The following is a 22,232-nucleotide window of genomic DNA, read 5'->3' as shown; positions in this document are numbered from 1 at the left end:
GATAGCTTCTGCCGCTTGCTGGACAAGCGGCAGCAGCTATTTTCTTTTCATGCCCAGACGGGTAGGGTGCAGGTGGCCGTGATCATTGCACGCGGTACACCCGCCCCGTCTGCGCGCCTTCCACGCTGCGCTGGTAGCCGCGCGCGGCGCGCTCGGCAGACACCGTGTCGAAGCCGGGGAAGAACGGCCCGTACACGCCCACCGATTCGGTGAGGATGGTGGGGCTCACGGCGTTGATGCGCAGGCCGCGCGGCAGCTCGATGGCGGCGGCGGCCACGAAGCCCTCGATGGCGGCGTTCACCGCCGTGGCGCTGGCGCCGTTGCGGATGGGCTCGATGGACAGGATGCCTGCGGTCAGCGTGATGGAGCCGCCATCGGCCAGGTACTTCTGGCCGATCAAAGCCAATTGCACCTGGCCCAGCAGCTTGTCCTGCAGCCCCAGGTTGAACTGCTCGGGCGTCATGTCGGCCAGCGGGCCGAAGTGCAGGTTGCCGGCGGTGCTGATGATGGCATCGACCTGGCCCACCGCCTCGAACAGCCTGGCGACCGAGCCCGGCTGGGAAAAGTCTGCGCGGTGCGTGCCGCTGCTGCGGCCCACGGTGATCACGTCGTGGCGCGCGCCCAGGTTGGCCAGCACGGCCTGGCCGATGGTGCCGCTCGCGCCGATGAGAAGAATCTTGGACATGGTGTTTTCCTTTGCTTGAAAAAGAACGGGTGGAGGAACAGACAGGCCCCGATTCTTTTGCGAATCAATCAATGCATAAAGTACATTGAAGTTCTTCTTGTGCTAACCATTGATTAGGAATCAGCCCATGGACAAACTGCGCAACATGGAAGTCATGGTGGCCGTGGTCGAAGCCGGCAGCTTCGCCGCCGCCGCGCGCCAGCTGCAGGTGTCGGCCGTGATGGTGGGCAAGCACATCCAGCAGCTCGAAACCCACCTGGGCGCACGCCTGTTCCAGCGCAGCACGCGCCAGAACAGCCTGACCGAGGTGGGCGCCGCGTTCTACGAAGACAGCAAGCGCGTGCTGGAGCAGGTGCGCTGGGCCGAGTCCGCCGTGGAGCGCAGCCGCGCCGTGCCGCAGGGCCTGCTGCGCGTGAGCGCGCCGTTCACGCTGGGCAACCACGTCATCGCGCCGCTGGTGGCCGACTTCCTGCAGCGCCATGACCAGGTGCGCGTGGACCTGCAGCTCACCGACAGCGTGGTGGACCTCACGGGCGAGGGCTTCGACGTGGCCGTGCGCATCGGCCAGGTGGTGGATGAGGGCCTGGTGGCGCGCCCGCTGCGCCCCTACCGCATGGTGATCGCGGCCGCGCCGGCCTACCTGCAGCGCCATGGCACGCCCGGGCGCGCCGACGATCTGGCCCGCCACCAGTGCCTGAGCCATTCGGTATGGCAGCGCCGTGTGGAATGGACGCTGCGCGATGGCGACGCGGAGTTCTTCTGGCCCGAGAACGCGCGTTTTGTGTGCAACCAGGGCGACGGCCTGCGCCAGGCCGCGCTGCGCGGCCTGGGCCTGATCATGCAGCCCGAGGTGCTGCTGGCCGACGACCTGGCCAGTGGCGCCCTGGTGCCGGTGATGCAGCACTGCCTGCCGGTGGCCCGCGCCGTGCAACTGGTCTATGCGCCGGACCGGCGGCAGCTGCCCAAGCTCGCGCGGTTCGTGGAGCATGTGGTGGGAGTGATGGGCATCGCGGGCGATGCTGCCGCGCCGCGGGCGTAGCCCTTCCCCATGCCATGGGCGGCTACCCGGCGTGGTCTGGCGATGCGGCCATGGCGAGGCGCCCGTGTTCGCCGCGCGCCGCCGGGGCCGAGGGCCTGCGCACCTGCAGGCCGTGACAGCGGCCACCACGGCGGCCCTGGCCGCCGGGCGGGCTAGGCAGGGCCCGTGGGGCCTATCTTGAACACCCCGCTCACCCGCGCGCAGGGCACGCCATCGGCCGTCACCAGGCCCTGCGCGAACACCAGCGAGCGGGTGATGCGCAGCGGCTCGGCCTCGCCCTCCACCCAGGCGCCCAGCGGCGCGGGGGCCAGGTAGTCGATCTGCAGGCTGATGGTGGGCAGGAAACGGCCGGCCACCTCGGTGCTCTTGCGGTGCACCGACAACGGCAGCAGCATGTCGCAGAAGCTGGCCATCATGCCGCCGTGCAGGTTGTTCATGGGGTTCACATGGCGGTGCTCCACGCGAAAGCCGAATTTCACCACCGCACCTTCGTGCCGCAGGTACAGCGGGCCGTTGTGCTCGATGAACGGGCCGCCCGAGGGCAGGGCCGCGAAGCCATCAGGGACCTGGGGCGCGGTGCCCGGTGCCGCCAGCGGGGCCTGCGTCATCGCGCCGCCTCCTGCTCCACGTCGCTCGCAAAGCTCGCGCCGTGCAGCGCGCTCGTGGTGCCGCCACCGAGCCAGCCGCCGTACACGGCCTGGAAGTCGGCCACGATCCGCGCCAGCGGCATGTCGTCGAAAGCGCCGCGCTGCAGCACGTATTCCATGTGGCGCTGGCCGGTCTTGTCGAACGGGTGGTAGATCGAATCGTTCTCGCCATCGAACTCCAGCGGCAGCAGGCCAAAGCGGTCGCACAGCTCGATGTTGAAGGCGGGCGTCGCCTTGCGCCACTGGCCGTCGAGCCAGATGTCGGTGTAGCCGTGCCAGATGAAGAGGTCGGTCTTCATGGTCTCGCGCATGCGCTCGGTGCTGAGGTGGTTGCGCACATCGGCAAAACCCATGCGCGCGGGAATGCCCGCCGCGCGGCACGCGGCGGTGAGCAGCGCGGCCTTGGGCACGCACCAGCCATGGCCCTGGGCCAGCACGGTGCTGGCCGCCATGCCGTGCGGCGACAGGTCGATGCGGTACGGGTCGTAGCGAAAGCCGTCGCGCACGGCCAGGTACAGGGCGACGGCGCGCTCGCGGTCGGTGGCGCCGCGCGCATGCTTGGCCGCGAAGGCCTGGATGGCGGGGGCGTCGCTGTCGATGAGCGCGGTGGCGCGCAGGGCGGCGGGGGTGGGGTGGTCCGGGGTCATGGTCTCGATACTCCTCGCGGCCCAGTGTGCAGGCCGCGCCGGTGCAGGGCTGTCACGGTGGTGCCACGCGGCACAGTGTGCCGGATCGGCGGCCGGGATGGCGGCCTCTGGTTTCTTGTCACACCCGCCAGGCGGGCAACTGCCAGTTGCGCCACAGCGCCAGCCCGCGCAGCCCGGCCGTGAGCAGCACGCAGGCCACGAGCGGAGCCCAGTCCGGCGCCTGCATCTGGCGCAGCGCCACGTCGGCCCAGCCGCCCGCGAAGGCGCACAGCGCGTAGGGGCGGTGGTCGCTGAAGGCCTGGGGCACCTCGTTGCACAGCACGTCGCGCAGCACGCCGCCAAACACGCCCGTGGTCACGCCCATCATCACGGCAATGATCGGCGGCATGCCGATGGCGGTGGCGATGTCCACGCCCACCGCCGCGAACAGGCCCAGGCCAATCGCGTCGGGCAGCAGCATGGCGCGCTCGGTGGGCTGAAAGTGGCGCTGGCGCATGAACAGCATCGCGCCCACGCACAGGGCCAGGATGCCCCAGACAAAACCGGTGTGGCGTATCCAGAGGAAGGGCCGCTGGTCCAGCAGCAGGTCGCGCAGCGTGCCCCCGCCGAAGGCCGCGACGAACGCCACCACACACACGCCCACGGCGTCGAGCCGCTTGCGCGCGGCGGCGATCACGCCCGAGAGGGCAAACGCGATGGTGGCGGCCACTTCCAGGAAGAAGCGCAGGGTGTGCACCCAGGGGGCGTCGAGCAGCTGATCCATGGGCGCGATTGTGCCGTGGGGCAGCGGGTGCGGGCACCGGCGCATGGCAGTGCCGTCTAGATATTACGCTATAAAATATATAGCTACAAGTGCTTATGTATCAAGCGCTGAGTCCCATTTCAACCCAAAATCTGGCGCCTTGCCCACCTGGCGGAGGTGGCGCGCGTCCATCAGCCTGCCCAGCCCCCTGCACGCACCAGCTCCCACGCCAGCGCCAGCACACACCCCGCCCCGCCCAGCGCGCCCAGCCGCTGGGCCCACGGCAGGCTGGCGGCGGGCCACTGGTTCATGGCCAGCACCAGCAGCCAGCCGAGCACCATCCATGATGCGGCCACCAGCGCCAGTCCGGCGGCCAGCCCGGTCGCGGCGGTGGCTGCCAAGCCCTGCAGCAACAGCGTGCCGATGGCCACAGCCCAGGCGCGCAGCGGTGCAGGTGGCGCCTGGCCGGTGCTGCCGACGCCGTGGCCCCAGGCGCGGGTGGGCACGGTGCGCGCCCAGCGGGTCAGCGCGATCAGCGAGGCCAGTGCGGTGCAGGCGGCGATGAGTTCGTTCATGCGGCCTCCGGCGGGTGGCGGTCAGAAGCATGGACCTGTGCGGTGGGTGTGATGCGCTCCGTCTGCCGCGTGCGCAGCCTCCGCCGTGCGCGCAGCAGCAACGGGGCACCCGCGGCCAGCGCGCACAGGGCTGCGGCGACGGCCCACTGATCCAGCCCCGCCTTGGCTGCCAAGCCGCCGTAGGCCAGCGTTGCCAGCACCCACAGCAGCAGGGCGGTTCGGAGCGCCCAGTGGCGCAACGCGGCGGCGGGCAGCGCGACAAAGAAAGCCAGCAGCAGGCCCAGCATGCCCGACGAGCGCGCTGGCTCTGTCGCCACGATGTGGGCGAGCCGAAACGATTCCACCGCCAGTGCACCGGCCAGCCAAAACGGCAGGTGTGCAGGGATGCCAAAGCGGGCCAAAACGCGCGCGGGCCAGCGGCGGCGTTTGGTGGTGTGGTGCGTGCCAGGATGGCCAGCGCGGCCCGGCGTGGCCGCAGCCTGGTGGCGCACCGCTTTGCGCCGTGGCGCCTGCACGCGCTGCGGCCCGATAAAGGTCGCAATGCCCACGCAGGCAGCGCCCACCAACGCGAGACTGGCCAGCATGCCGGACGCCAGCGCGCTCCCCAGCACCAGGCCCACCGCACCGGCCAGCGCCAGCAACGCCCCCGCGCCACCCAGCGACACGCGCCACAGCGCCAGCGTGCGCAGCGCCCACGCGGCCAGCGCCGACAGCAGCAGCCATGTGCCGATGAGCAACCACACGGCCCACACCGGCCGCTGCGCCAGCGAAGGCAAGCCGGGCGGCCCCCACAGGTGCACGAACACGGCCACGATCAGCGCCGCGGGCGTGGTGGCGTGCAGGGCCAGAAAGAAGCGTTGCATGGGTTGGTGGGGCGGGCAGAAATCGACAATAAATAGCGGTGCGAAGAGGCGGATGAGCGTGTGCAGTGGATGGGACCTCAACCTGCCGCCGCCATGCCCCCGGCCGACGCCTGCGCGGCCTCGGCCTCACGCCGCCGCTGCTGGCGCGCATCGAGCCAGATCAGCGTGCCCGAGATCGACAGGAACGCTGGCGTCATGCCCAGAAAGAAATACAGCCACTTGAGCGTCAGCCCGCCGAAGTCGCCAAAGTGCAGCGGCTCCATGAGACCGTTGACCAGCGACCAGAATCCCGCCGTGCGCGGGTCGTGCACCTTCCTGGGCACGCCGGTGGCGGCGTGGATGTCCACCCGCGCGGTGCTGGCCAGGTGGCCGCCCAGGTTGCCGGTGAAGCTGGCCTCGGCGGTGTCGGTGCCCCAGCGGCGCATCGACACGTAGCGCGCCTCCAGCCCCGGCACGGCCTGCTGCGCGGTGGCGTACAGGGCATCCAGCGACTGCATGCGCACGGGCTCGGCGGCATCGCCAGCGGCCTTGCGCGCGGGCTTGGCGGTGGCTGCGGCTTCGGTGCTGCTGGTGGTCACGTATTTGTAGCCCTGCTCGAACAGCGGCGCCAGGCCCATCCAGGCCCCCGTGGTGGCGATCAGGATGTGAAAGCCCAGGCCCCAGATGCCCGCGGACTTGTGCAGGTCGGACATCACCACGCGAAAGCTGCGGCCCCAGCGCTGGGTGAACAGCTCGGCCAGGATCTTGCGGTGGATGACGATGCCCGTGACGATGAGCACCAGCATCGCGGCGCCCAGAAAGCCCACGATCCAGCGCGGCCCGAAGAACAGGAACACGTGCAGCATGCGCAGGTACTGGCCGAGCTGGCTGTCCACCGGGCCCACCACCGTGCCCGTGTCCGAGCGCAGGGCCACCTTGGTGCGCGTGCTGGCCGGCGCGCCGCGCTCGCGCACGAAGGCGAAGTAGCTCGGGTTGACCGCGTCGGGCAGCGCGATGGTCTCCACCGTGGCGCCGGGGTAGCGGGTGTGCAGCTGCGTCAGCACCGCATCGAGCGACGCGGGCGTCGCAGAGCGCGGCAGCTGCGCCAGCGACGGGTTGGCCCACAGGTCGATCTCGTTCTTGAACACCACCACCGCGCCCGAGAAGCACACGATGAACATCAGCAGCCCCGTGACGATGCCCGCCCAGGAGTGCAGGACGAAGAGGCGGTTGAGGGTGCGCTGGCTGGTCATGGTCGGCTCGCGGTGGCGGGGTGATGGCGCTGCGTCAGAAGAAGTACGTCACGCCCAGGTTGAAGCTGCGCGGCAATGCGGGCGAGACCACGTTGGCGTTGATCGCGCCGTCGTAGTACGCCTTGTTGAACACGTTCTTCACCCCCGCCGTCACGCGGTAGTTGTCGCCCGCGTAGCTGATGGACGCATCGGCCACCACATACGACGGCAGCGTGAAGGGATACGAGCCGATCTGCTCGCTGACGTAGCGCCCGCCCATGCCCAGCGTGATGCGCTGGTGCTGCGGCAGCTTGTAGGTGGCCCAGGCCGTGAGCGTGTGGCGCGGCGTGAGGTTCAGCGGCAGGCCCACGATGGCGGCGTTGTTGTCGCGCGTGACCTTGGTCTGCGTGTAGGTGTAGGCGCTGGTCAGCTTCCAGCCGTTCTTCATGTCCGCGCCCAGCTCCACCTCCAGGCCGCGCGCGCGCTGCTGGCCGGTCTGCACGCTGAAGCCGGTGTTCACGGGGTCGGCGGTGGTGACGTTCTCGCGCACCAGGTCGAACACGGCGAGCGCGCCGGTGAGCTGGCCATTGGGCGACTCATACTTCACGCCGGCCTCCCACTGCTTGCCGGTCTCGGGCACGAAGTTCGATCCCGCAAAGGTCAGGCCCGATTGGGGCAGGAACGATTCGCCGTAGCTGCCGTACGCGGCCCAGCCGGGCTTGAACTCGTACATCAGGCCGGCGGACAGCGTGGTGGCGCTGTCCTTCTGGCGTGTCTGCGTGTTGGCCACGCGGTTGTTCGTGTCGTTGGTGGACCAGTCGCGGCGCAGGCCCACCAGGGCCGTCCAGCCCTGGCCGAACTTGATCTGGTCCTGCGCATACAGCCCGGCCACGGTGAGCTTGGCGGGCGCGTCGCTGGTCAGCGCCGTGGGGCAGGTGGCCTGCATGCCGTAGACGGGCGCGAACAGGTCCAGCGCGCCGATGCGGCAGGTGCGGCTGGCCAGCAGGCTGTGGCCGCTGCGCACGTCCAGGCCCGTGACGAGCTGGTGCTTGGCGCCCAGCGCCTCGAAGCGCGTGAGCATCGAGGTGTCGGTGGCCAGCAGGTCATAGTCCATGTACTGGCGCGACGCCTGGCGGTTCTGCAGCCGCTGGTTGGCCTGCAGCGCCTGGTTGGAGACGAAGTTGCCCGTGCCCTTCTCGGTCTCGTAGCGCACGTTCTGGCGGAACGTCATCGCGTCGGACACCTTGTGCTCCAGCGCATAGCCCAGCGTGGTGCTCTCCACGTCGTACACGCCAAAGGCAGGATCGCCCGTGAACAGCGTGCGCGACAGGGTGCCGTTGCGGTTGGGCAGCAGCGTGCCGTAGGGTGTGATGCCCTGCTGGCGCATCCACTCGCTGCGGCTGTAGGTGGCGAACAGCACCAGGTCGGTCTGCGCGCCCAGGTCGATGGACAGCGACGGGGCGAACCACCGGTCCTTGCGGTAGACGAACTGCGTGGGGTCGTCGGCGTTGGACACCTGGGCATTGATGCGCAGCGCCGTCTTGCCCGATTCGGACAGCGGCTTGTTCACGTCGGCCTGCAGCGTGCGCTGGCCGAAGCTGCCCACCTCCACGCCCACTTCGTTGATCGCGTCTTTCTTGGGCCGCTTGCTCACCGCGTTGACGATGCCGCCGGGCTGCACCTGGCCGTAGAGCACCGAGGCCGAGCCCTTGAGCACCTCGAAGCGCTCGTAGCCGTAGGGCTGCAGCTTGGCCCACATGCCGGGGCTTTGCACCAGGCCGTCGACCAGGATGGATTCGGTGGAGCGAAAGCCCCGGATGTTGATGTCGTCAAAACCCCGGCGCCCGAAGTTGACGGGGCTCACGCCCGCCACGGTCTGCAGCGCCTGCTGCACGTTGGTGATCTGGCGCGACTCCATCTGCTCGCGCGTGACCACGCTCACGGACTGCGGGGTCTCCAGCCGGCGCATGGGCGCCTTGCCGGCGGTCTGGGCCTCGACGGGCGCAAAGCCCATGTCCTTCTCGGTGCTGGCATTGATGCGCACTTCCTGGAGCTGCGGCGCGGCCACCTGGGCGGCGGCCGCCGGTGCATCGGCGTCCTGCTGTGCCACGGCGGCCTGGGCGAGGCACAGGGCCAGCGGGGTCAGGGCAAACACCCCGGCCTTGCGGGCCCAGGGGTACGGGGAGGAAGAGGGGGCGAGCGAAGAGCGCGGCGAGAAACGGGCCGCGCGCGAGGGCTGAAAAGACATGGGAGTCCCGATGGAGAGAAAGCCGAGGGCGGACAAACGCTGAAGGCGCTGGCTCGCGTGGCTTTTCGGGACGCTGGCTGGCAGGAGGGGGTATTCTAATGCGAATAGTTATCGTTTGAGAGGTGGCCATGCAAGCGGCGCCGCAGTGCGCGTTGCGCGGTTCCGCCGGACGGCCAGGCACCGCCGCAAAGACCGACCGCTTGCGGGCGCGCACGACCGTGCTCCCTCCCGCGCGGCAATCGTCGGTCTTTTGCTATTGAACGGATAGCATCTGGCGCTTGATGGATCAGCGTCAAGGCCTGCTTTTGTCCACATCCTGGGCGCTGGCCGCCCCGTCGGCGCTCTGCGGGCTCCCGGGCTCGCCATACCCGGGGTACGCGCCCCCCGCCGCCCCCAGCGCCGCGCTCTCCTGCCGCTCCTTGGCCATCTGCTCGGCGAACTGGTTGCGCCCCTCGCGCGCCACCGCGATGAACTTGGCGCGGTCCTTGTAGTGCGGGTACATGCGGTCGGCCAGGGCGATGTTGTGGGTGCGAAAGCGCCGGGTGATGGCCGTGGCCTCGGCGGGCGCCAGGCCCATCAGTTCCAGCACCGTGTGCGCGCTTTGCAGGCTGGACTCGAACAGTTCGCGCTGCACCAGCGTCACACCCAGGTCGCGCAGCTTGTTCCAGTGCGTGACGTCGCGCGCGCGGGCCACCACCTGCAGCTGGGGGAAGTGTTCGCGGGCAAGCTTGGCGATCTTGAGGGACTGCTCGGCATCGTCCACGGCGATGACCAGGATGCGGGCGTGTTCGGCGCCCGCGATGCGCAGCAGGTCGAGCCGCGTGGCGTCGCCATAGAACACGCGGTAGCCGAAGGTGCGCGCCACTTCCAGCATCTCCACGCTGTGGTCCAGCACGGTGGTGCGCAGGCCCTGGGCCAGCAGCACGCGCGAGACGATCTGCCCGTAGCGGCCGAAGCCCGCGATGATGATGGGCGCCTCCTGGGGCTCGGAGATTTCCTCGGCCCGGGGCTCGGACTTGAGCTGGGCGTAGCGGCGCAGCAGCACGCGGTCCAGCAGCACCAGCAGCAGCGGGCTGATCAGCATCGACAGCGCCACCGCGCCGATGAGCAGCGAGGCCGTCTCGGCCGGGAACACGCTGGCACCGGCGGCGGCCTGGAACACCACGAAAGCGAATTCGCCGCCCTGGGCCAGCAGCAGCGTGAACACCGGGCGCTCCTGGTACGGGATGTTGACCAGCTTGGCCAGCGTGTAGATCACGATGGCCTTGGCCGCGAGGAAGCCGACCAGGATGGCGGCCATGAGGCCCGGCGAGCGCAGGATCACGCCGAAGTCGATGCTCATGCCCACGGCGATGAAGAACAGCCCCAGCAGCAGGCCCTTGAAGGGCTCGATGTCGGCCTCCAGCTCGCGCCGGTACTCGCTGTCGGCCAGCAGCACGCCGGCCAGGAAGGCGCCCAGCGCCATCGACAGGCCCACCATCACCATCAGGTAGGCGATGCCCACCACCAGCAGCAGCGCGGCGGCGGTGAAAATCTCGGGCGTGTTGCTCTTGGCGATCCAGCGCAGCACGGGGCGCAGCAGCAGGCGCCCGCCCAGGATGATGGCGGCGATCACGCCCACGATCTTGAGCACCTCGAGCGCCATCTCGCCCGGCGTGTGGCCCGCGCCGTCGCCCGCAGCGGCGCCCAGCACCGGCAGCAGGGCCAGGATGGGGATGGCCGCCACGTCCTGGAACAGCAAAATCGAAAAGCCCGCCTGCCCGCTCTGGGTGCGCATGAGGTTGCGCTCGGCCAGCGACTGCAGCGCGATCGCCGTGGAGGACAGCGCCAGGCCCAAAGCGCCCACCAGGCTCACGCGCCACGGCAGGCCGGCGAGGGCGCCCAGCGCGAACAGCATGGCCGCGCAGCCCAGCACCTGCGCGGTGCCGGTGCCGAAGATGGGGCGGCGCAGCGCCCACAGGCGGCTCGGTTGCAGCTCCAGCCCCACGAGGAACAGCATCAGCACCACGCCGAATTCGGCGAAGTGCAGGATGTCCTGCACGTTGCTCACCAGCCCCAGGCCCCAGGGCCCGATGGCGATGCCCGCCGCGAGGTAGCCGATGATGGCCCCGAGGCCCAGCGCCTTGGCGATGGGCACGGCCAGCACCGCGGCGGTGAGGTACAGGAAGCCGTAGGTGAGCCAGGTGGGGGCGTGTTCCATAGAGGGGGATGCGGGCGATGGCGTGGGGAAGGGGCGTCGCGGGGATGCGGGCGTGGGCGTGTCAGGATTCTGGCACCGTCCCGGCGATGTGGAGAGGCTGGCGAGGCATGTTGTTGCGGCGCTTCACTTTTAATAGCATCTGGCGCTGGTGGGACAAGCGCTGGAGGCGCTCTTCGTGCATGCCATGGCGGCGGCGCGGGCGCGTTGTTAAGATGCGTGCCCTTCTCGGATTACAGGCGCGGTGTTTCATGGACTTGCAGACTTGGCTGGCTTTTTTCGCGGCGTCGTGCCTGATCGCGGTGTCGCCGGGCTCGGGGGCCGTGCTGTCGATGAGCCATGGCCTGTCGTTCGGCGTGCGCAAGACGGGCGCCACCATCTTCGGCCTGCAGCTGGGCCTGCTGCTGATCCTGCTGATTGCCGGGGCGGGCGTGGGGTCGCTGCTGCTGGCGTCCGAGGTGGCCTTCAGCGTCGTCAAGGTGCTGGGCGCGTGCTACCTGATCTATGTGGGCTTCAACCAGTGGCGCGCGGGCGACGCATCGCCCGTGCAGGGCGATGAGGAAGCACCGGCGGGCACCTGGCAAAAGCGCTGCCTCACGGGCTTCCTGACCAACGCCACCAACCCCAAGGGCATCATCTTCATGGTGGCCGTGCTGCCCCAGTTCATGACCGACACGCGCCCGCTGTGGACGCAGCTCCTGGTGATGGCCGCCACCACGGTGACGGTGGACGTGGTGGTGATGCACGGCTACGCTTTCGGGGCCAGCGCCCTGCGCCGCCTGATGCGCAGCGCGCGTGCGGTGCGCGCGCAGAACCGCGTGTTTGGCGGCCTGCTGATGGCGGTGGGCGCGGGGCTGTTCTTCGTCAAGCGTGGCGGCCAGCACGCCTGAGGTGGCCCCAGCGTGTTGCTGATGCTTTGATTTTGATAGCTGCTGGCGCTTGTCCATCAAGCGTCAGGGGCTGATTTGGCTTGTATTTTCATGGATGCGCGGATTCCAAGGAGGTTGTCATGCCAGTAGTTGTTGTCGCCAACCCGAAGGGCGGCGTGGGCAAGTCCACGCTGTCCACCAACATCGCGGGCTACTTTGCGAGCCAGGGGCATCCCGTGATCCTGGGCGACACCGACCGGCAGGAGTCCGCCAGGCTCTGGCTGGGCCTGCGCCCGCCGGCCGCGCGCCCCATCGGCGCCTGGGACGGCCTCAGCTCGGACGTGATCAGCCGCCCGCCCAAGGGCACCACGCATGCGGTGCTTGATACGCCCGCCGGCCTGCACGGCTGGCGCCTGAACGACGTGCTCAAGCTGGCCGACAAGATCATCGTGCCGCTGCAGCCCAGCGTGTTCGACATCTTCGCCACGCGCAGCTTCCTGGACCAGCTGGCCGAGCACCGCCACGCGGCGGGCGTGCCCGTGGGCATCGTGGGCATGCGCGTGGACGCGCGCACCAAGGCCGCCGAGCAGCTGCACCACTTCGTGGACAACCTCGGGTTTCCGGTGCTGGGCTACCTGCGCGACACGCAGAACTACATCCACCTGGCGGCGCATGGCCTCACGCTGTTCGACGTGGCGCCGGGCCGTGTGGCGCGCGACCTGGAGCAATGGCAAGGAATCTGTACGTGGCTAGACACATGAACCCCCCTGAGGCGCTGCGCGCCTTCCCCCGAGAGGGACGCCACCCCTGGACTGGCAAAGCCAGATCCACGGTGGCACTGGCCTGGGGAGTGCCAGTTGCTGGCGTTGTGTGCCAGATGGGCGCACGGTGTCCCGTGCCAGACAAGGCGCGCACGGCTGCGGCGCTACATTGGGGTGATGAAAATCTTTCGCTCCTACTCCGAAGTCAGCGCCTGCGTGGGCCAGGAGGTCGCCGTGACCGACTGGATCACCATCACGCAGGAACAGGTCAACCTGTTCGCCCAGGCCACGGGCGACCACCAGTGGATCCACGTGGACCCCGAGCGTGCGAAAGCGGGGCCGTTTGGCGCGCCCATTGCCCACGGGTTTCTCACGCTGTCGCTGATTCCGCAGTTCTTCGAGGCGGGCCTGACCATCGAGGGTGCGCGCATGGGCGTGAACTACGGGCTCAACAAGGTGCGCTTCACCGCGCCGGTGCCGGTGGGAAGCCGCCTGCGCGCGCGCCTCACGCTGCAGGCGGCCGAGCCGGTGGCGCCCGATGGCATGCAGATGACGTGGCTGGTGACCGTGGAACGCGAGGGCAGCGACAAACCCGTGTGCGTGGCCGAATCGCTTGCGAGAAATTTCGGGGCACCCGCCTGAGCCTGGCCCCTCGCGGGCAGGAGGTCTGACCCATGGACCGCCTGCAAGCCATGAAGGTGTTCGAGCGCGTGGTGGAGGAGGGCGGCTTTGCCGCCGCCGCCCGGGCCATGGACATGTCGCCCCCCGTGGTCACCCGCATGGTGGCCGAACTGGAGCAGCACCTGGGCACACGCCTGCTGCAGCGCACCACCCGCAAGCTGGCCCTCACCGATGCGGGCGATGCCTACCTGCAGCGTGTGCGCACCATCCTGCACGAGATCGACGACGCCGAGGCGGCCGCCGCCGCGAACACGCGCGACCTGCGCGGCACCATCCGCATCGTCGCGGCCCCGGTGCTGGCCACCAACTTCCTGGCGCCCATGGTGGCGCTGTGGCATGCGGAGTTTCCCAAGCTGCTGCTCGACATCGACCTGGACGCCTATGCCTCGGCGCGGGTGGACGAATACGACGTGACCATCATGGTGGCGGGAGAGGACTTCGACGCCAACATCGTGGCGCGCCCGCTGCTGAAGGGCGAGGCCATCGTGGTGGCGTCGCCCGACTACCTGGAACGCAAGGGTATTCCGCGCGAGCCGCAGGACCTGCTGCAGCACGACTACCTGCGCGACTCGGGCATGGCCGCCCGTTCCCAGACGGGGCCTGGCCGCAAGCTGCGCCTGCAATCCCTCTCCGGCAATCTGCCGGCCCAGGAAATCGACATGCCGGCGGTGCTGCAGTCTGTCAGCACCGAACTGCTGCTGCGCGCGGCGGTGGACGGCGCGGGGGTGGCGGTCACGTCGCGCCTGCTGGCCGAAGAACACCTGGCCCGCGGAGAGCTGGTGCACATCCTGCCCGCGTGGATCTTTTCGCGCTACACCATCTATGCCGCGCTGCCCTCGGGCCGCATGCTGCCCGCGCGCACCAAGGTGTTCCTGGACTTCCTGAGCGAGCAGGTGCCCCTGGCCATGGCCGAACAGCGCGGGCAGGCAGGCTAGCGGGCTGGCTGGGGCGGCGGTTTCCGCTCTGGTGGCCGGGTCATGTTCCCCCGGCCGGCCGCAGGCGGCGATGAACGGCCTGCGTCAGCCCAGCTGGGCGAATCCGCTGATGATGGTGCCTTCTGGCTCGACGGTGATCTCGCCATCGGGCATCGCAAAACTGTTCTGGCGCCAGGCCTCGAACACCGTCACCGCCACGGCGTTGGACAGATTTAGGCTGCGCTGGCCTGCCACCATCGGCAGCCGCAGGCGCTGCGCGGGTGGGAAGCTGTCGCGCAGCTCGGGTGGAAGACCCCGCGTCTCGGCGCCAAACACCAGCCAGTCGCCCGGCAGGAAACAGGTGGAGTGCACCGGCTGCGAGCCGTGGGTCGTCATGGCGAACATGCGGGAGGGGTCGGGCTGGGCATCGCGCAGGAAGGCGGTCCAGCCGGGGTGGATCTGCACCTGGGCGTACTCGTGGTAGTCGAGCCCCGCACGCCGCATCTGCCTGTCCTCCATCGTGAACCCCAGGGGCTCGATCAGGTGCAGGGTGCACCCGGTGTTGGCCGCCAGGCGAATCACATTCCCGGTGTTGGGCGGGATCTCGGGTTCGACGAGGACGATATGGAACATGCTGGCTATTGTCATCGCCCGGCGTGTGAGTTGAGCAACCGCTCGTAATCAAAAGTATCCCGCTAGTCCAGCCCCGTGCGCGCGAGGACTGCGCAGGTGACATGCGCCACGCCCGCCTCGCGCAGTGCCTGCGTGGCGGCCTGCATCGTGGCGCCCGTGGTCATCACATCGTCGACCAGCACCACGCGCTGGCCCCGCAGGGCCGCCGCATGCGCGGGCTCGATGGCAAACGCACCCCGCAGGTTGCGCAGGCGCTGCGCCCGAGGCAGTCCGCTCTGTGCCTCGCTGGCGTGCAGGCGCAGCAGGGTCCGGGTGTCGCTCCTGGGGCCTGCCAGATGCCTTGCGAGGAGCGCGGACTGGTTGAATCCCCGCTCGCGCAGGCGCTCGGCCGACAGCGGTATCGGCAGCACGCGGTCCGCCGCGTCCAGGGCCGGTTCCATCCAGGGCGTGCTGCGCATCAGCGTGGCCAGGGCCCTGGCCCACCCGGGGTCACCCCGGAACTTGAAGTGCGCGAGCGCGTCGGCCCATGGGTAGGCGTAGTCCACGGCGGCCACGCAGGCATCGAAGCTGGGCGGGCTGTGCACGCAGGCGCCGCAGACGGCGACCCCCGGGGGGACCCGCAGGGCGCAGCGCTGGCAGCGTGTGGCGGGCTGGGCAAAGCGCGCCGCGCAGGCATTGCAGATCCGCTGCGACGGCCATGCATGGCAGGCGGCGCACTGGCTGGGCACCTTGTCCGCCCAGGTGCGAAGAGGGCGCGAAATCCCTAGCAAGCCCGTGAAAAGCATGAATCAATATACTCGCCCGTCCTGCCATGCCCTCCGAGCGTCCCCCCACCATTGATCCCGTTGCTGCGGCCCGCTGGCATGCGGCGGCCCCTGCGTTGTCCCCCTGGCTCCATGAGGAGGTGGCGCGCCGCATGGAGGACCGCCTGCAGTGGATCCGCCAGGCTCCCGAATCGTGGTGCCATTGGGATGCGGTGCGCGGAGGGCTGCACGCACATACGCTGGTGAGCGCACGCTTTCCCAAGGCACGCTGCCAGATCTACGAGACGGCCGCGCATTGCCAGGAGGTGGCGCGGCAGGCCCTGGCCAGGCCCTGGTGGAGTCCCGCCCGCTGGGGCGCCGGCAACCCGCAGCTGGGTGCGCCGGCGGATGCGAGCGTGCAGATGCTCTGGGCCAACATGGCGCTGCACACGGCAGCGGACCCGCAGGCGCTGATCGCGCAATGGCACCGTGCCCTGGCCGTGGATGGCTACCTGATGTTCTCGTGCCTGGGCCCCGACACGCTGCGCGAGCTGCATGCGGTGTACGCCGAGCTGGGCTTGCCTCCTGCCGGGCATGCGTTCACGGACATGCACGACTGGGGGGACATGCTGGTGCACGCGGGCTTTGCCGAGCCTGTGATGGACATGGAGCGCATCACGCTGACCTTCGCCACCCCGCAGCGGCTGGTGCGGGAGTTGCAGGAACTGGGCTGCAACCTGCACCCCGCGCGTTTTGGCGCGCTGCGCGGGCGGCGCTGGCGCGAGCGGCTGTACGAAGCGCTGGCGCACCGGCTGGCGGACCCTGGCAACGCAGGGCAACTGGCGCTGACCTTCGAGATCATCTACGGGCATGCGTTCAAGCCCGCGCCGCGCGTGCGCGTGAGCCCCAGCAGTGCCGTGTCGCTGCAGGACATGCGCACCATGCTGCGACAGGGCGGCAAGGAGAGCTAGTCTGTAACTCCGTGTCAATGACATGGAACAAGGCACGCTACAATTCCGGGTTATTGAGATTTCGGGCATCTTCCCGCGCAACCTTGCAGGCTGCGCCTGTCGCGGCAACGCATGGCAGGCACCTTCAGCCGGCAGTCTTGTGAGCACTTCTGGTGACGGGCTTGGTTTTTCGTTTTGCCACGGTGTCGGGTCAGCGCATCGACTGGCGTCTCGTTCGCAATTGCTCGGTCACGCCGGCGCAACTGGGTTGGACGTACCTGTCGCTGTGCCTGATGTCGCTGGGTATCGCGGCTTTCTTCTGGATGCTCGGTGCCCGTCTGGTCATGCCCTTCGCATGGCTCGAAATTGTGGCTGTAGGAATTGCATTCGCCATGTACGGTCGCCATGCGGCGGATGGCGAGAGGATTTCACTGCAGGGCTCGCGCCTCGTGGTGGAACTGGAGACAGCAGGCAAGCTGGAGCGTGCCGAGTTTGACCGGAGCCGGGTTCGCGTAGAACCCAAGACCGGAGACCGTTCGCTGATCATGCTGTCTGCGCAGGGCCGTTCGGTCGAAGTGGGGCGCTATGTGCGCCCCGAGCTTCGGCCGGTCCTGGCATCGGAGATCCGCATGGCCTTGCGCGCCGCCTGACCCCACGCAGGCGCGCGAAAGGGATTGGTTAAATTGAGGCTTAGAAGTAAGTGAGAACTATGAAGAGCATTTCCAACAAGCTGGCTTCTCTGCTGCTGATTGCCGGTGCATGGGTGGGTTCCGCAGCCCATGCCGTTCAGGACCTGCCTGGCGGCCCCGCAGTCAACCAGCTGAACCTGGCGCCGCCCGTCACCAAGATCGCAGAAGAGCAGCATTTTCTGCACTGGATGATGCTGATCATCTGCACGGTGATCTTTGTTGCAGTGTTCTCCGTGATGTTCTACTCGATCTGGAAGCACCGCCGTTCCAAGGGCGCCAAATCGGCCAATTTCCATGAGTCCGTGACGGTGGAAGTGGTGTGGACCATTGTTCCGTTCATCATCGTGATCCTGATGGCCCTGCCCGCCACGAAGGTGCTGGTGGCCCAGAAGGACACGACCAATGCCGACCTCACCATCAAGACCACGGGCTACCAGTGGAAGTGGGGCTACGACTACATCACCGGCGAAGGCGAGGGCCTGGCCTTCATCTCCACGCTGGACAGCAGCCACCGCGTGATGTCCGACAGCGGCAACGTCAAGGACGCCCCTGCCAACTACCTGCTGAAGGTGGACAATCCGATGGTGGTGCCCGTGGGCAAGAAGGTCCGCATCATCACCACCGCCAACGACGTGATCCATGCCTTCATGGTGCCCGCCTTCGGCATCAAGCAGGACGCGATCCCCGGCTTCGTGCGCGACACCTGGTTCCGCGCCGAGAAGATCGGTGACTACTATGGCCAGTGCGCCGAACTGTGCGGCAAGGAACACGCCTACATGCCCATCCACGTGAAGGTCGTGTCCGCCGAGGACTACACCGCCTGGGTGGGCGAGCAAAAGAAGAAGGCCGCGGCCAAGCTGGACGACCCCACCAAGGTGTGGACCCTGGACGACATCATGAAGCGCGGCGAGAAGGTGTATGCGGCCAACTGCGCGGCCTGCCACCAGGCCAACGGCAAGGGCGCCGGTCCCATCAAGCCGCTGGACGGCTCGGCCATCGTGCTGGATGCGGACCACGCCAAGCAGATCCAGGTCGTGCTCAAGGGCGCGGCCAATGGCGCGATGCCTGCATGGGCTCAGCTGAGCGATACCGACATCGCCGCAGTGGTGAGCTACACGAAGAACTCCTGGTCCAACAAGACCGGCCAGCTGGTGCAGCCTGCTGAAATCGTGGCCCAGCGTGGCAAGTAATCATCGCCCTATCGTATTGAGGAATCCAAAATGAGCGCAGTTCTCGACAACCACGGGCACGCGGGCGATCACGCACACGACGGCCACGACCACCACCACGGCCCCACCGGCTGGCGCCGCTGGGTGTTCGCCACCAACCACAAGGACATCGGTACCCTGTACCTGCTGTTCGCCTTCGCCATGCTGATGGTCGGCGGCGTCCTGGCACTGCTGATCCGCGCCGAGCTGTTCCAGCCCGGCCTGCAGCTGGTGAACCCCGAGCTGTTCAACCAGCTCACCACCATGCACGGCCTCATCATGGTGTTCGGCGCCATCATGCCGGCCTTCGTGGGCTTCGCGAACTGGATGATCCCGCTGCAGATCGGCGCATCCGACATGGCCTTCGCGCGCATGAACAACTTCAGCTTCTGGCTGATGATCCCCGCGGCCATCATGCTGGTGAGCTCGTTCTTCATGCCCGGTGGCGCACCCGCCGCGGGCTGGACGCTGTACGCGCCGCTGACGCTGCAGATGGGCCCCTCCATGGACGCCGGCATCTTCGCGATGCACATCCTGGGTGCCTCGTCCATCATGGGCTCGATCAACATCATCGTGACCATCCTGAACATGCGCGCGCCCGGCATGACGCTGATGAAGATGCCCATGTTCGCCTGGACCTGGCTGATCACCGCCTACCTGCTGATCGCCGTGATGCCCGTGCTGGCTGGCGCCATCACCATGACGCTGACGGACCGCCACTTCGGCACCAGCTTCTTCAACCCCGCCGGCGGCGGTGACCCGGTGATGTACCAGCACATCTTCTGGTTCTTCGGCCACCCCGAGGTGTACATCATGATCTTGCCGGCCTTCGGCATCATCAGCCAGATCGTGCCCGCGTTCGCACGCAAGAAGCTCTTCGGCTACGCCTCCATGGTGTACGCGACCTCCTCCATCGCCATCCTGTCGTTCATCGTGTGGGCACACCACATGTTCACGACCGGCATGCCCGTGACGGGCCAGCTGTTCTTCATGTACGCCACCATGCTGATCTCCGTGCCCACGGCCGTGAAGATCTTCAACTGGATCGCCACCATGTGGCGCGGCTCCATGACGTTCGAGACCCCCATGCTGTTCGCCGTGGGCTTCATCTTCGTGTTCACCATGGGTGGCTTCACCGGCCTGATCCTGGCCATGGCGCCCATCGACATCCAGCTGCAGGACACCTACTACGTGGTGGCCCACTTCCACTACGTGCTGGTGGCCGGCTCGCTGTTCTCGATGTTCGCGGGCGTGTACTACTGGCTGCCCAAGTGGACCGGCGTGATGTACTCCGAAACGCGCGGCCAGATCCACTTCTGGTCCTCGCTGATCTTCTTCAACATCACCTTCTTCCCGATGCACTTCCTGGGCCTGGCCGGCATGCCACGCCGTTATGCCGACTACCCGATGCAGTTCGCCGACTTCAACGCCATCGCTTCGGTGGGCGCGCTGGGCTTCGGTCTCGCGCAGGTGTACTTCTTCGTGGCGGTGATCATCCCCGCCATGCGCGGCAAGGGCGAGAAGGCTGCGGCCAAGCCCTGGGACGGCGCCGAAGGCCTGGAATGGGAAGTCCCGTCGCCAGCACCTTTCCATACGTTCGAGAATCCCCCCAAGCTGGACGCCACGGCCACCCGCGTGATCGGCTGAACACCATGCCCATGACACCCGAACAGAAAAAGAGCAACCTGCGGATGGCGCTGATCCTGGCGTCCGTCGCGGTGGTGTTCTTCGTCGGGTTCATGGTCAAGGTCGTTCTGCTGTCCCGCTGAGCCCGCACCTGCCATGAGCCTGCACCGCGAAAACGCCAAGATGGTCGGCAAGCTGGTCGTGATCGCGGCCGGCATGTTCGCCTTCGGCTATGTGCTGATCCCCATCTACAAGCACATCTGCGAGATGACGGGCATCAACATCCTGTCGCTGTCCGAGCGGCAGGTGCCGGGCAACGGCGTGGCCGGCAAGGATGTCAAGGTGCCGGGCAACACGCAGGTGGACAAGACCCGCACGATCACGGTGGAGTTCGACGCCAACGCGCGCGGCCCGTGGGATTTCAAGCCCGCCCAGCGTTCGGTGCAGGTGCACCCCGGCGAGCTGACGACCGTGATGTACGAGTTCCAGAACGTGCAGAACCGCCGCATGGCTGCGCAAGCCATACCGAGCTATGCACCGCGCCAGGCCGCGGCGCACTTCAACAAGCTGGAGTGCTTTTGCTTCAACCAGTACACGCTGGAGCCTGGAGAAAAAAAGGAATGGCCCGTGGCATTTGTGATTGATCCGCGTATTTCCAAGGACGTGACGACCATCACGCTGTCCTACACGTTCTTCGAGGTGGGTGGCAAGACGCCGGCAGCACCGCAGTCCACTGCCGCCGTGGGCCTGTCCGCGCCCCTGGTCTCTCCAGCGGCGGGAGCGGGTTCATGAATACGCCAGTGGAGCAGCCGGTGGTGAAGCCCCACGAGCGCAAGGGATCGCTGCTGCGCACGGTGCGGGCGGTGGCGTGGTCGCTGATAGGTCTGCGCAAGGGCAGCGAGTACCAGCAGGATGTCGAAAAGCTCAACCCGCTGCATATCATCGTGGTGGGGCTGGTGGCCGTCTTTCTGCTGGTGATCGGCCTGATCGCGTTGGTGAACTGGGTCGTGTGAATGGGTTGCTGGAACCGTATCCGCAACAACAAAGCCGAAAACAAAGATTTTGAGAGTCAGGAGCTGAAATGAGTGCATCAACCCACGGCGGAACCCCGTACTACTATGTACCCGCAGAGTCGCGTCATCCGGTGATGGCGGCAACCGGTCTGTTCTTCGTCATTCTGGGCGCGGGCCAGTGGATCAATGGCCACGACTGGGGCAAGTATTCCCTGGCACTGGGCCTGGTGTGGTGGCTGTTCACGCTGTACCAGTGGTTCGGCGATGCGGTGCGCGAGAGCGAAGGCGGCCTGTACGGCCACAAGATCGACCTGTCGTACCGCTGGAGCATGAGCTGGTTCATCTTCTCGGAAGTGATGTTCTTCGGCGCGTTCTTCACGGCACTGTGGTGGGCGCGTTCGCACTCGGTGCCCGCTCTGGGCAGCCTGGACAACGCGCTGCTGTGGCCCGATTTCAAGGCGGTCTGGCCCAGCCTTGCCGCCGGTGCCACCGCCTCGCCGGCCGGCATCGTCGAACCCTTCCAGACCGTGGGCCCCTTCTGGCTGCCCACCATCAACACGGCGCTGCTGCTGACGTCGGGCGTGACGCTGACCATTGCCCACCATGCATTGCGCGAAAACCACCGTGGCAAGACCATCGGCTTCATGTGGGCCACGGTGCTGCTGGGCTTCGTGTTCCTGCTGGTGCAAGGCTACGAGTACTTCCATCTCTACACCGACCTGAACCTCAAGCTCAGCTCCGGCGTGTTCGGCTCCACGTTCTTCATGCTCACGGGTTTCCACGGTTTTCACGTGTTCCTGGGCATGCTGATGCTGCTGGTGATCACGCTGCGCCTGCAGAAGGGGCATTTCACCGCGGACAAGCACTTCGGCTTCGAAGGCGCCGCGTGGTACTGGCACTTCGTGGACGTGGTGTGGCTGGGCCTGTACGTGCTGGTCTACTGGATGTAACCAGGCACGCTGCCAACAAAAAAGCGCCTCGCGGCGCTTTTTTTGTTGGCAGGGCCAGGGCGGGATGAGAAGGGGGTATGCGGGGCTTGGGCCACTGCCGCTTCATGGCCCCGGTCAACGGGAGGCCGGCAGGCCGGTGGGCTGGATGTAGCCCAGCTTCCACGCCACCAGGATGCACAGGAAGAGCACGATGGAGAGCCCCACGCGCACCGCGAGTGCCTTGGCCATGTGGCTGCCCTTGGCCTTGTCGTTGCGGCCATTGCGCATCATGAAGAACAGGGCGGAGGCCAGGCTGGCCAGAATGGCGATGAACGCCACCACTACGAGGTATTTCATGGAGA

General features: G+C 67.6%; 25 protein-coding genes. 13 read left to right on the top strand and 12 right to left on the bottom strand.

Annotation, left to right across the window (positions count from 1 at the left end; genetic code table 11):
- Positions 1–82 precede the first annotated feature (82 nt).
- Positions 83–685 carry a short chain dehydrogenase gene (locus AC07PV_RS20605; protein ID WP_218339581.1) on the bottom strand — a complete coding sequence of 201 codons (603 nt, stop codon included), beginning with the start codon at positions 683–685 and terminating at the stop codon, positions 83–85.
- Between the two features lie 127 nt (positions 686–812).
- Between AC07PV_RS20605 and AC07PV_RS20600 the strand changes: the two genes are divergently transcribed.
- Entirely contained in the window at positions 813–1,724 is a 912-nt protein-coding gene (locus AC07PV_RS20600) for a LysR family transcriptional regulator (protein WP_494598375.1), read from the top strand.
- A 152-nt stretch (positions 1,725–1,876) separates the two neighbouring features.
- On the opposite strand, the gene AC07PV_RS20595 is transcribed toward AC07PV_RS20600, so the two are convergent.
- The 8 genes from AC07PV_RS20595 to kefC form a co-directional block, all read right to left on the bottom strand.
- Positions 1,877–2,332, bottom strand: a complete 456-nt coding sequence (locus AC07PV_RS20595) for a PaaI family thioesterase (protein ID WP_492246397.1) — start codon at positions 2,330–2,332, stop codon at positions 1,877–1,879.
- A complete protein-coding gene (locus tag AC07PV_RS20590) occupies positions 2,329–3,018 on the bottom strand; it encodes a transglutaminase-like domain-containing protein (protein ID WP_369643205.1) in 690 nt (229 codons plus the stop codon). Before AC07PV_RS20590 ends, AC07PV_RS20595 begins: the two co-directional genes overlap by 4 nt.
- Positions 3,019–3,136: 118 nt before the next feature.
- Positions 3,137–3,781 carry a trimeric intracellular cation channel family protein gene (locus AC07PV_RS20585; protein WP_494631186.1) on the bottom strand — a complete coding sequence of 215 codons (645 nt, stop codon included), beginning with the start codon at positions 3,779–3,781 and terminating at the stop codon, positions 3,137–3,139.
- 170 nt (positions 3,782–3,951) lie between these two features.
- Entirely contained in the window at positions 3,952–4,335 is a 384-nt protein-coding gene (locus AC07PV_RS20580; protein ID WP_369643203.1) for a hypothetical protein, read from the bottom strand.
- Positions 4,332–5,198 carry a hypothetical protein gene (locus tag AC07PV_RS20575; protein WP_494631185.1) on the bottom strand — a complete coding sequence of 289 codons (867 nt, stop codon included), beginning with the start codon at positions 5,196–5,198 and terminating at the stop codon, positions 4,332–4,334. Before AC07PV_RS20575 ends, AC07PV_RS20580 begins: the two co-directional genes overlap by 4 nt.
- Before the next feature lie 77 nt (positions 5,199–5,275).
- Positions 5,276–6,430, bottom strand: coding sequence for a PepSY-associated TM helix domain-containing protein (locus AC07PV_RS20570; RefSeq protein WP_494631183.1), 1,155 nt, complete (start codon positions 6,428–6,430; stop codon positions 5,276–5,278).
- 34 nt (positions 6,431–6,464) lie between these two features.
- Complete coding sequence (locus AC07PV_RS20565; protein ID WP_369643200.1) at positions 6,465–8,657, bottom strand: TonB-dependent siderophore receptor; 2,193 nt, start codon at positions 8,655–8,657, stop codon at positions 6,465–6,467.
- A gap of 292 nt (positions 8,658–8,949) precedes the next feature.
- The gene (gene kefC / locus AC07PV_RS20560; RefSeq protein WP_494631181.1) at positions 8,950–10,857 is read right to left on the bottom strand and encodes a glutathione-regulated potassium-efflux system protein KefC; all 1,908 of its coding nucleotides are present in this window, start codon (positions 10,855–10,857) and stop codon (positions 8,950–8,952) included.
- Between the two features lie 248 nt (positions 10,858–11,105).
- Here kefC and AC07PV_RS20555 point away from each other — a divergent pair, with 248 nt between their 5' ends.
- The 4 genes from AC07PV_RS20555 to AC07PV_RS20540 all read left to right on the top strand — a co-directional run bounded on the left by AC07PV_RS20555 (position 11,106) and on the right by AC07PV_RS20540 (position 14,100).
- Positions 11,106–11,744 carry a LysE family translocator gene (locus tag AC07PV_RS20555; RefSeq protein WP_218339573.1) on the top strand — a complete coding sequence of 213 codons (639 nt, stop codon included), beginning with the start codon at positions 11,106–11,108 and terminating at the stop codon, positions 11,742–11,744.
- A gap of 119 nt (positions 11,745–11,863) precedes the next feature.
- Positions 11,864–12,484, top strand: a complete 621-nt coding sequence (locus tag AC07PV_RS20550; protein ID WP_218295956.1) for a nucleotide-binding protein — start codon at positions 11,864–11,866, stop codon at positions 12,482–12,484.
- Between the two features lie 177 nt (positions 12,485–12,661).
- A complete protein-coding gene (locus AC07PV_RS20545; protein ID WP_094291360.1) occupies positions 12,662–13,126 on the top strand; it encodes a MaoC family dehydratase in 465 nt (154 codons plus the stop codon).
- Between the two features lie 32 nt (positions 13,127–13,158).
- The gene (locus AC07PV_RS20540) at positions 13,159–14,100 is read left to right on the top strand and encodes a LysR family transcriptional regulator (protein ID WP_218295955.1); all 942 of its coding nucleotides are present in this window, start codon (positions 13,159–13,161) and stop codon (positions 14,098–14,100) included.
- Between the two features lie 84 nt (positions 14,101–14,184).
- On the opposite strand, the gene AC07PV_RS20535 is transcribed toward AC07PV_RS20540, so the two are convergent.
- Together AC07PV_RS20535 and AC07PV_RS20530 are read right to left on the bottom strand one after the other, a co-directional pair.
- A complete protein-coding gene (locus tag AC07PV_RS20535) occupies positions 14,185–14,712 on the bottom strand; it encodes a tRNA (cytidine(34)-2'-O)-methyltransferase (RefSeq protein WP_494598367.1) in 528 nt (175 codons plus the stop codon).
- A gap of 62 nt (positions 14,713–14,774) precedes the next feature.
- Complete coding sequence (locus AC07PV_RS20530; RefSeq protein WP_494631179.1) at positions 14,775–15,497, bottom strand: ComF family protein; 723 nt, start codon at positions 15,495–15,497, stop codon at positions 14,775–14,777.
- A gap of 26 nt (positions 15,498–15,523) precedes the next feature.
- Here AC07PV_RS20530 and AC07PV_RS20525 point away from each other — a divergent pair, with 26 nt between their 5' ends.
- The 8 genes from AC07PV_RS20525 to AC07PV_RS20490 all read left to right on the top strand — a co-directional run bounded on the left by AC07PV_RS20525 (position 15,524) and on the right by AC07PV_RS20490 (position 21,891).
- Positions 15,524–16,426, top strand: a complete 903-nt coding sequence (locus AC07PV_RS20525) for a biotin synthase (RefSeq protein ID WP_494631178.1) — start codon at positions 15,524–15,526, stop codon at positions 16,424–16,426.
- Positions 16,427–16,578: 152 nt separating this feature from the next.
- Complete coding sequence (locus tag AC07PV_RS20520; protein ID WP_494631176.1) at positions 16,579–17,055, top strand: DUF2244 domain-containing protein; 477 nt, start codon at positions 16,579–16,581, stop codon at positions 17,053–17,055.
- Between the two features lie 59 nt (positions 17,056–17,114).
- Positions 17,115–18,284 carry a cytochrome c oxidase subunit II gene (coxB, locus tag AC07PV_RS20515; protein WP_218295950.1) on the top strand — a complete coding sequence of 390 codons (1,170 nt, stop codon included), beginning with the start codon at positions 17,115–17,117 and terminating at the stop codon, positions 18,282–18,284.
- 30 nt (positions 18,285–18,314) lie between these two features.
- Positions 18,315–19,949 carry a cytochrome c oxidase subunit I gene (gene ctaD / locus AC07PV_RS20510; protein ID WP_218295949.1) on the top strand — a complete coding sequence of 545 codons (1,635 nt, stop codon included), beginning with the start codon at positions 18,315–18,317 and terminating at the stop codon, positions 19,947–19,949.
- An 11-nt stretch (positions 19,950–19,960) separates the two neighbouring features.
- Complete coding sequence (locus AC07PV_RS20505; RefSeq protein ID WP_218296306.1) at positions 19,961–20,071, top strand: cytochrome oxidase small assembly protein; 111 nt, start codon at positions 19,961–19,963, stop codon at positions 20,069–20,071.
- A gap of 13 nt (positions 20,072–20,084) precedes the next feature.
- Positions 20,085–20,720: a cytochrome c oxidase assembly protein gene (locus AC07PV_RS20500; RefSeq protein ID WP_218295948.1), complete on the top strand. Its 636-nt coding sequence runs from the start codon at positions 20,085–20,087 to the stop codon at positions 20,718–20,720.
- Positions 20,717–20,941 (top strand): DUF2970 domain-containing protein, encoded by a 225-nt coding sequence (locus AC07PV_RS20495; protein WP_218339572.1) that lies wholly within the window; start codon positions 20,717–20,719, stop codon positions 20,939–20,941. Before AC07PV_RS20500 ends, AC07PV_RS20495 begins: the two co-directional genes overlap by 4 nt.
- Before the next feature lie 68 nt (positions 20,942–21,009).
- Positions 21,010–21,891 (top strand): cytochrome c oxidase subunit 3, encoded by an 882-nt coding sequence (locus AC07PV_RS20490; RefSeq protein ID WP_218339571.1) that lies wholly within the window; start codon positions 21,010–21,012, stop codon positions 21,889–21,891.
- A 114-nt stretch (positions 21,892–22,005) separates the two neighbouring features.
- Here the strand turns inward: AC07PV_RS20490 and AC07PV_RS20485 are convergent, their stop codons facing one another.
- Complete coding sequence (locus AC07PV_RS20485; protein WP_218295945.1) at positions 22,006–22,227, bottom strand: twin transmembrane helix small protein; 222 nt, start codon at positions 22,225–22,227, stop codon at positions 22,006–22,008.
- Between the last annotated feature and the right edge of the window lie 5 nt (positions 22,228–22,232).

It is taken from the genome of Acidovorax sp. GW821-FHT09A11 (assembly GCF_059418365.1).
The sequence above is the reverse complement of the archived record's forward strand: the minus strand, read 5'-3'. Positions and strand labels throughout refer to the sequence as shown.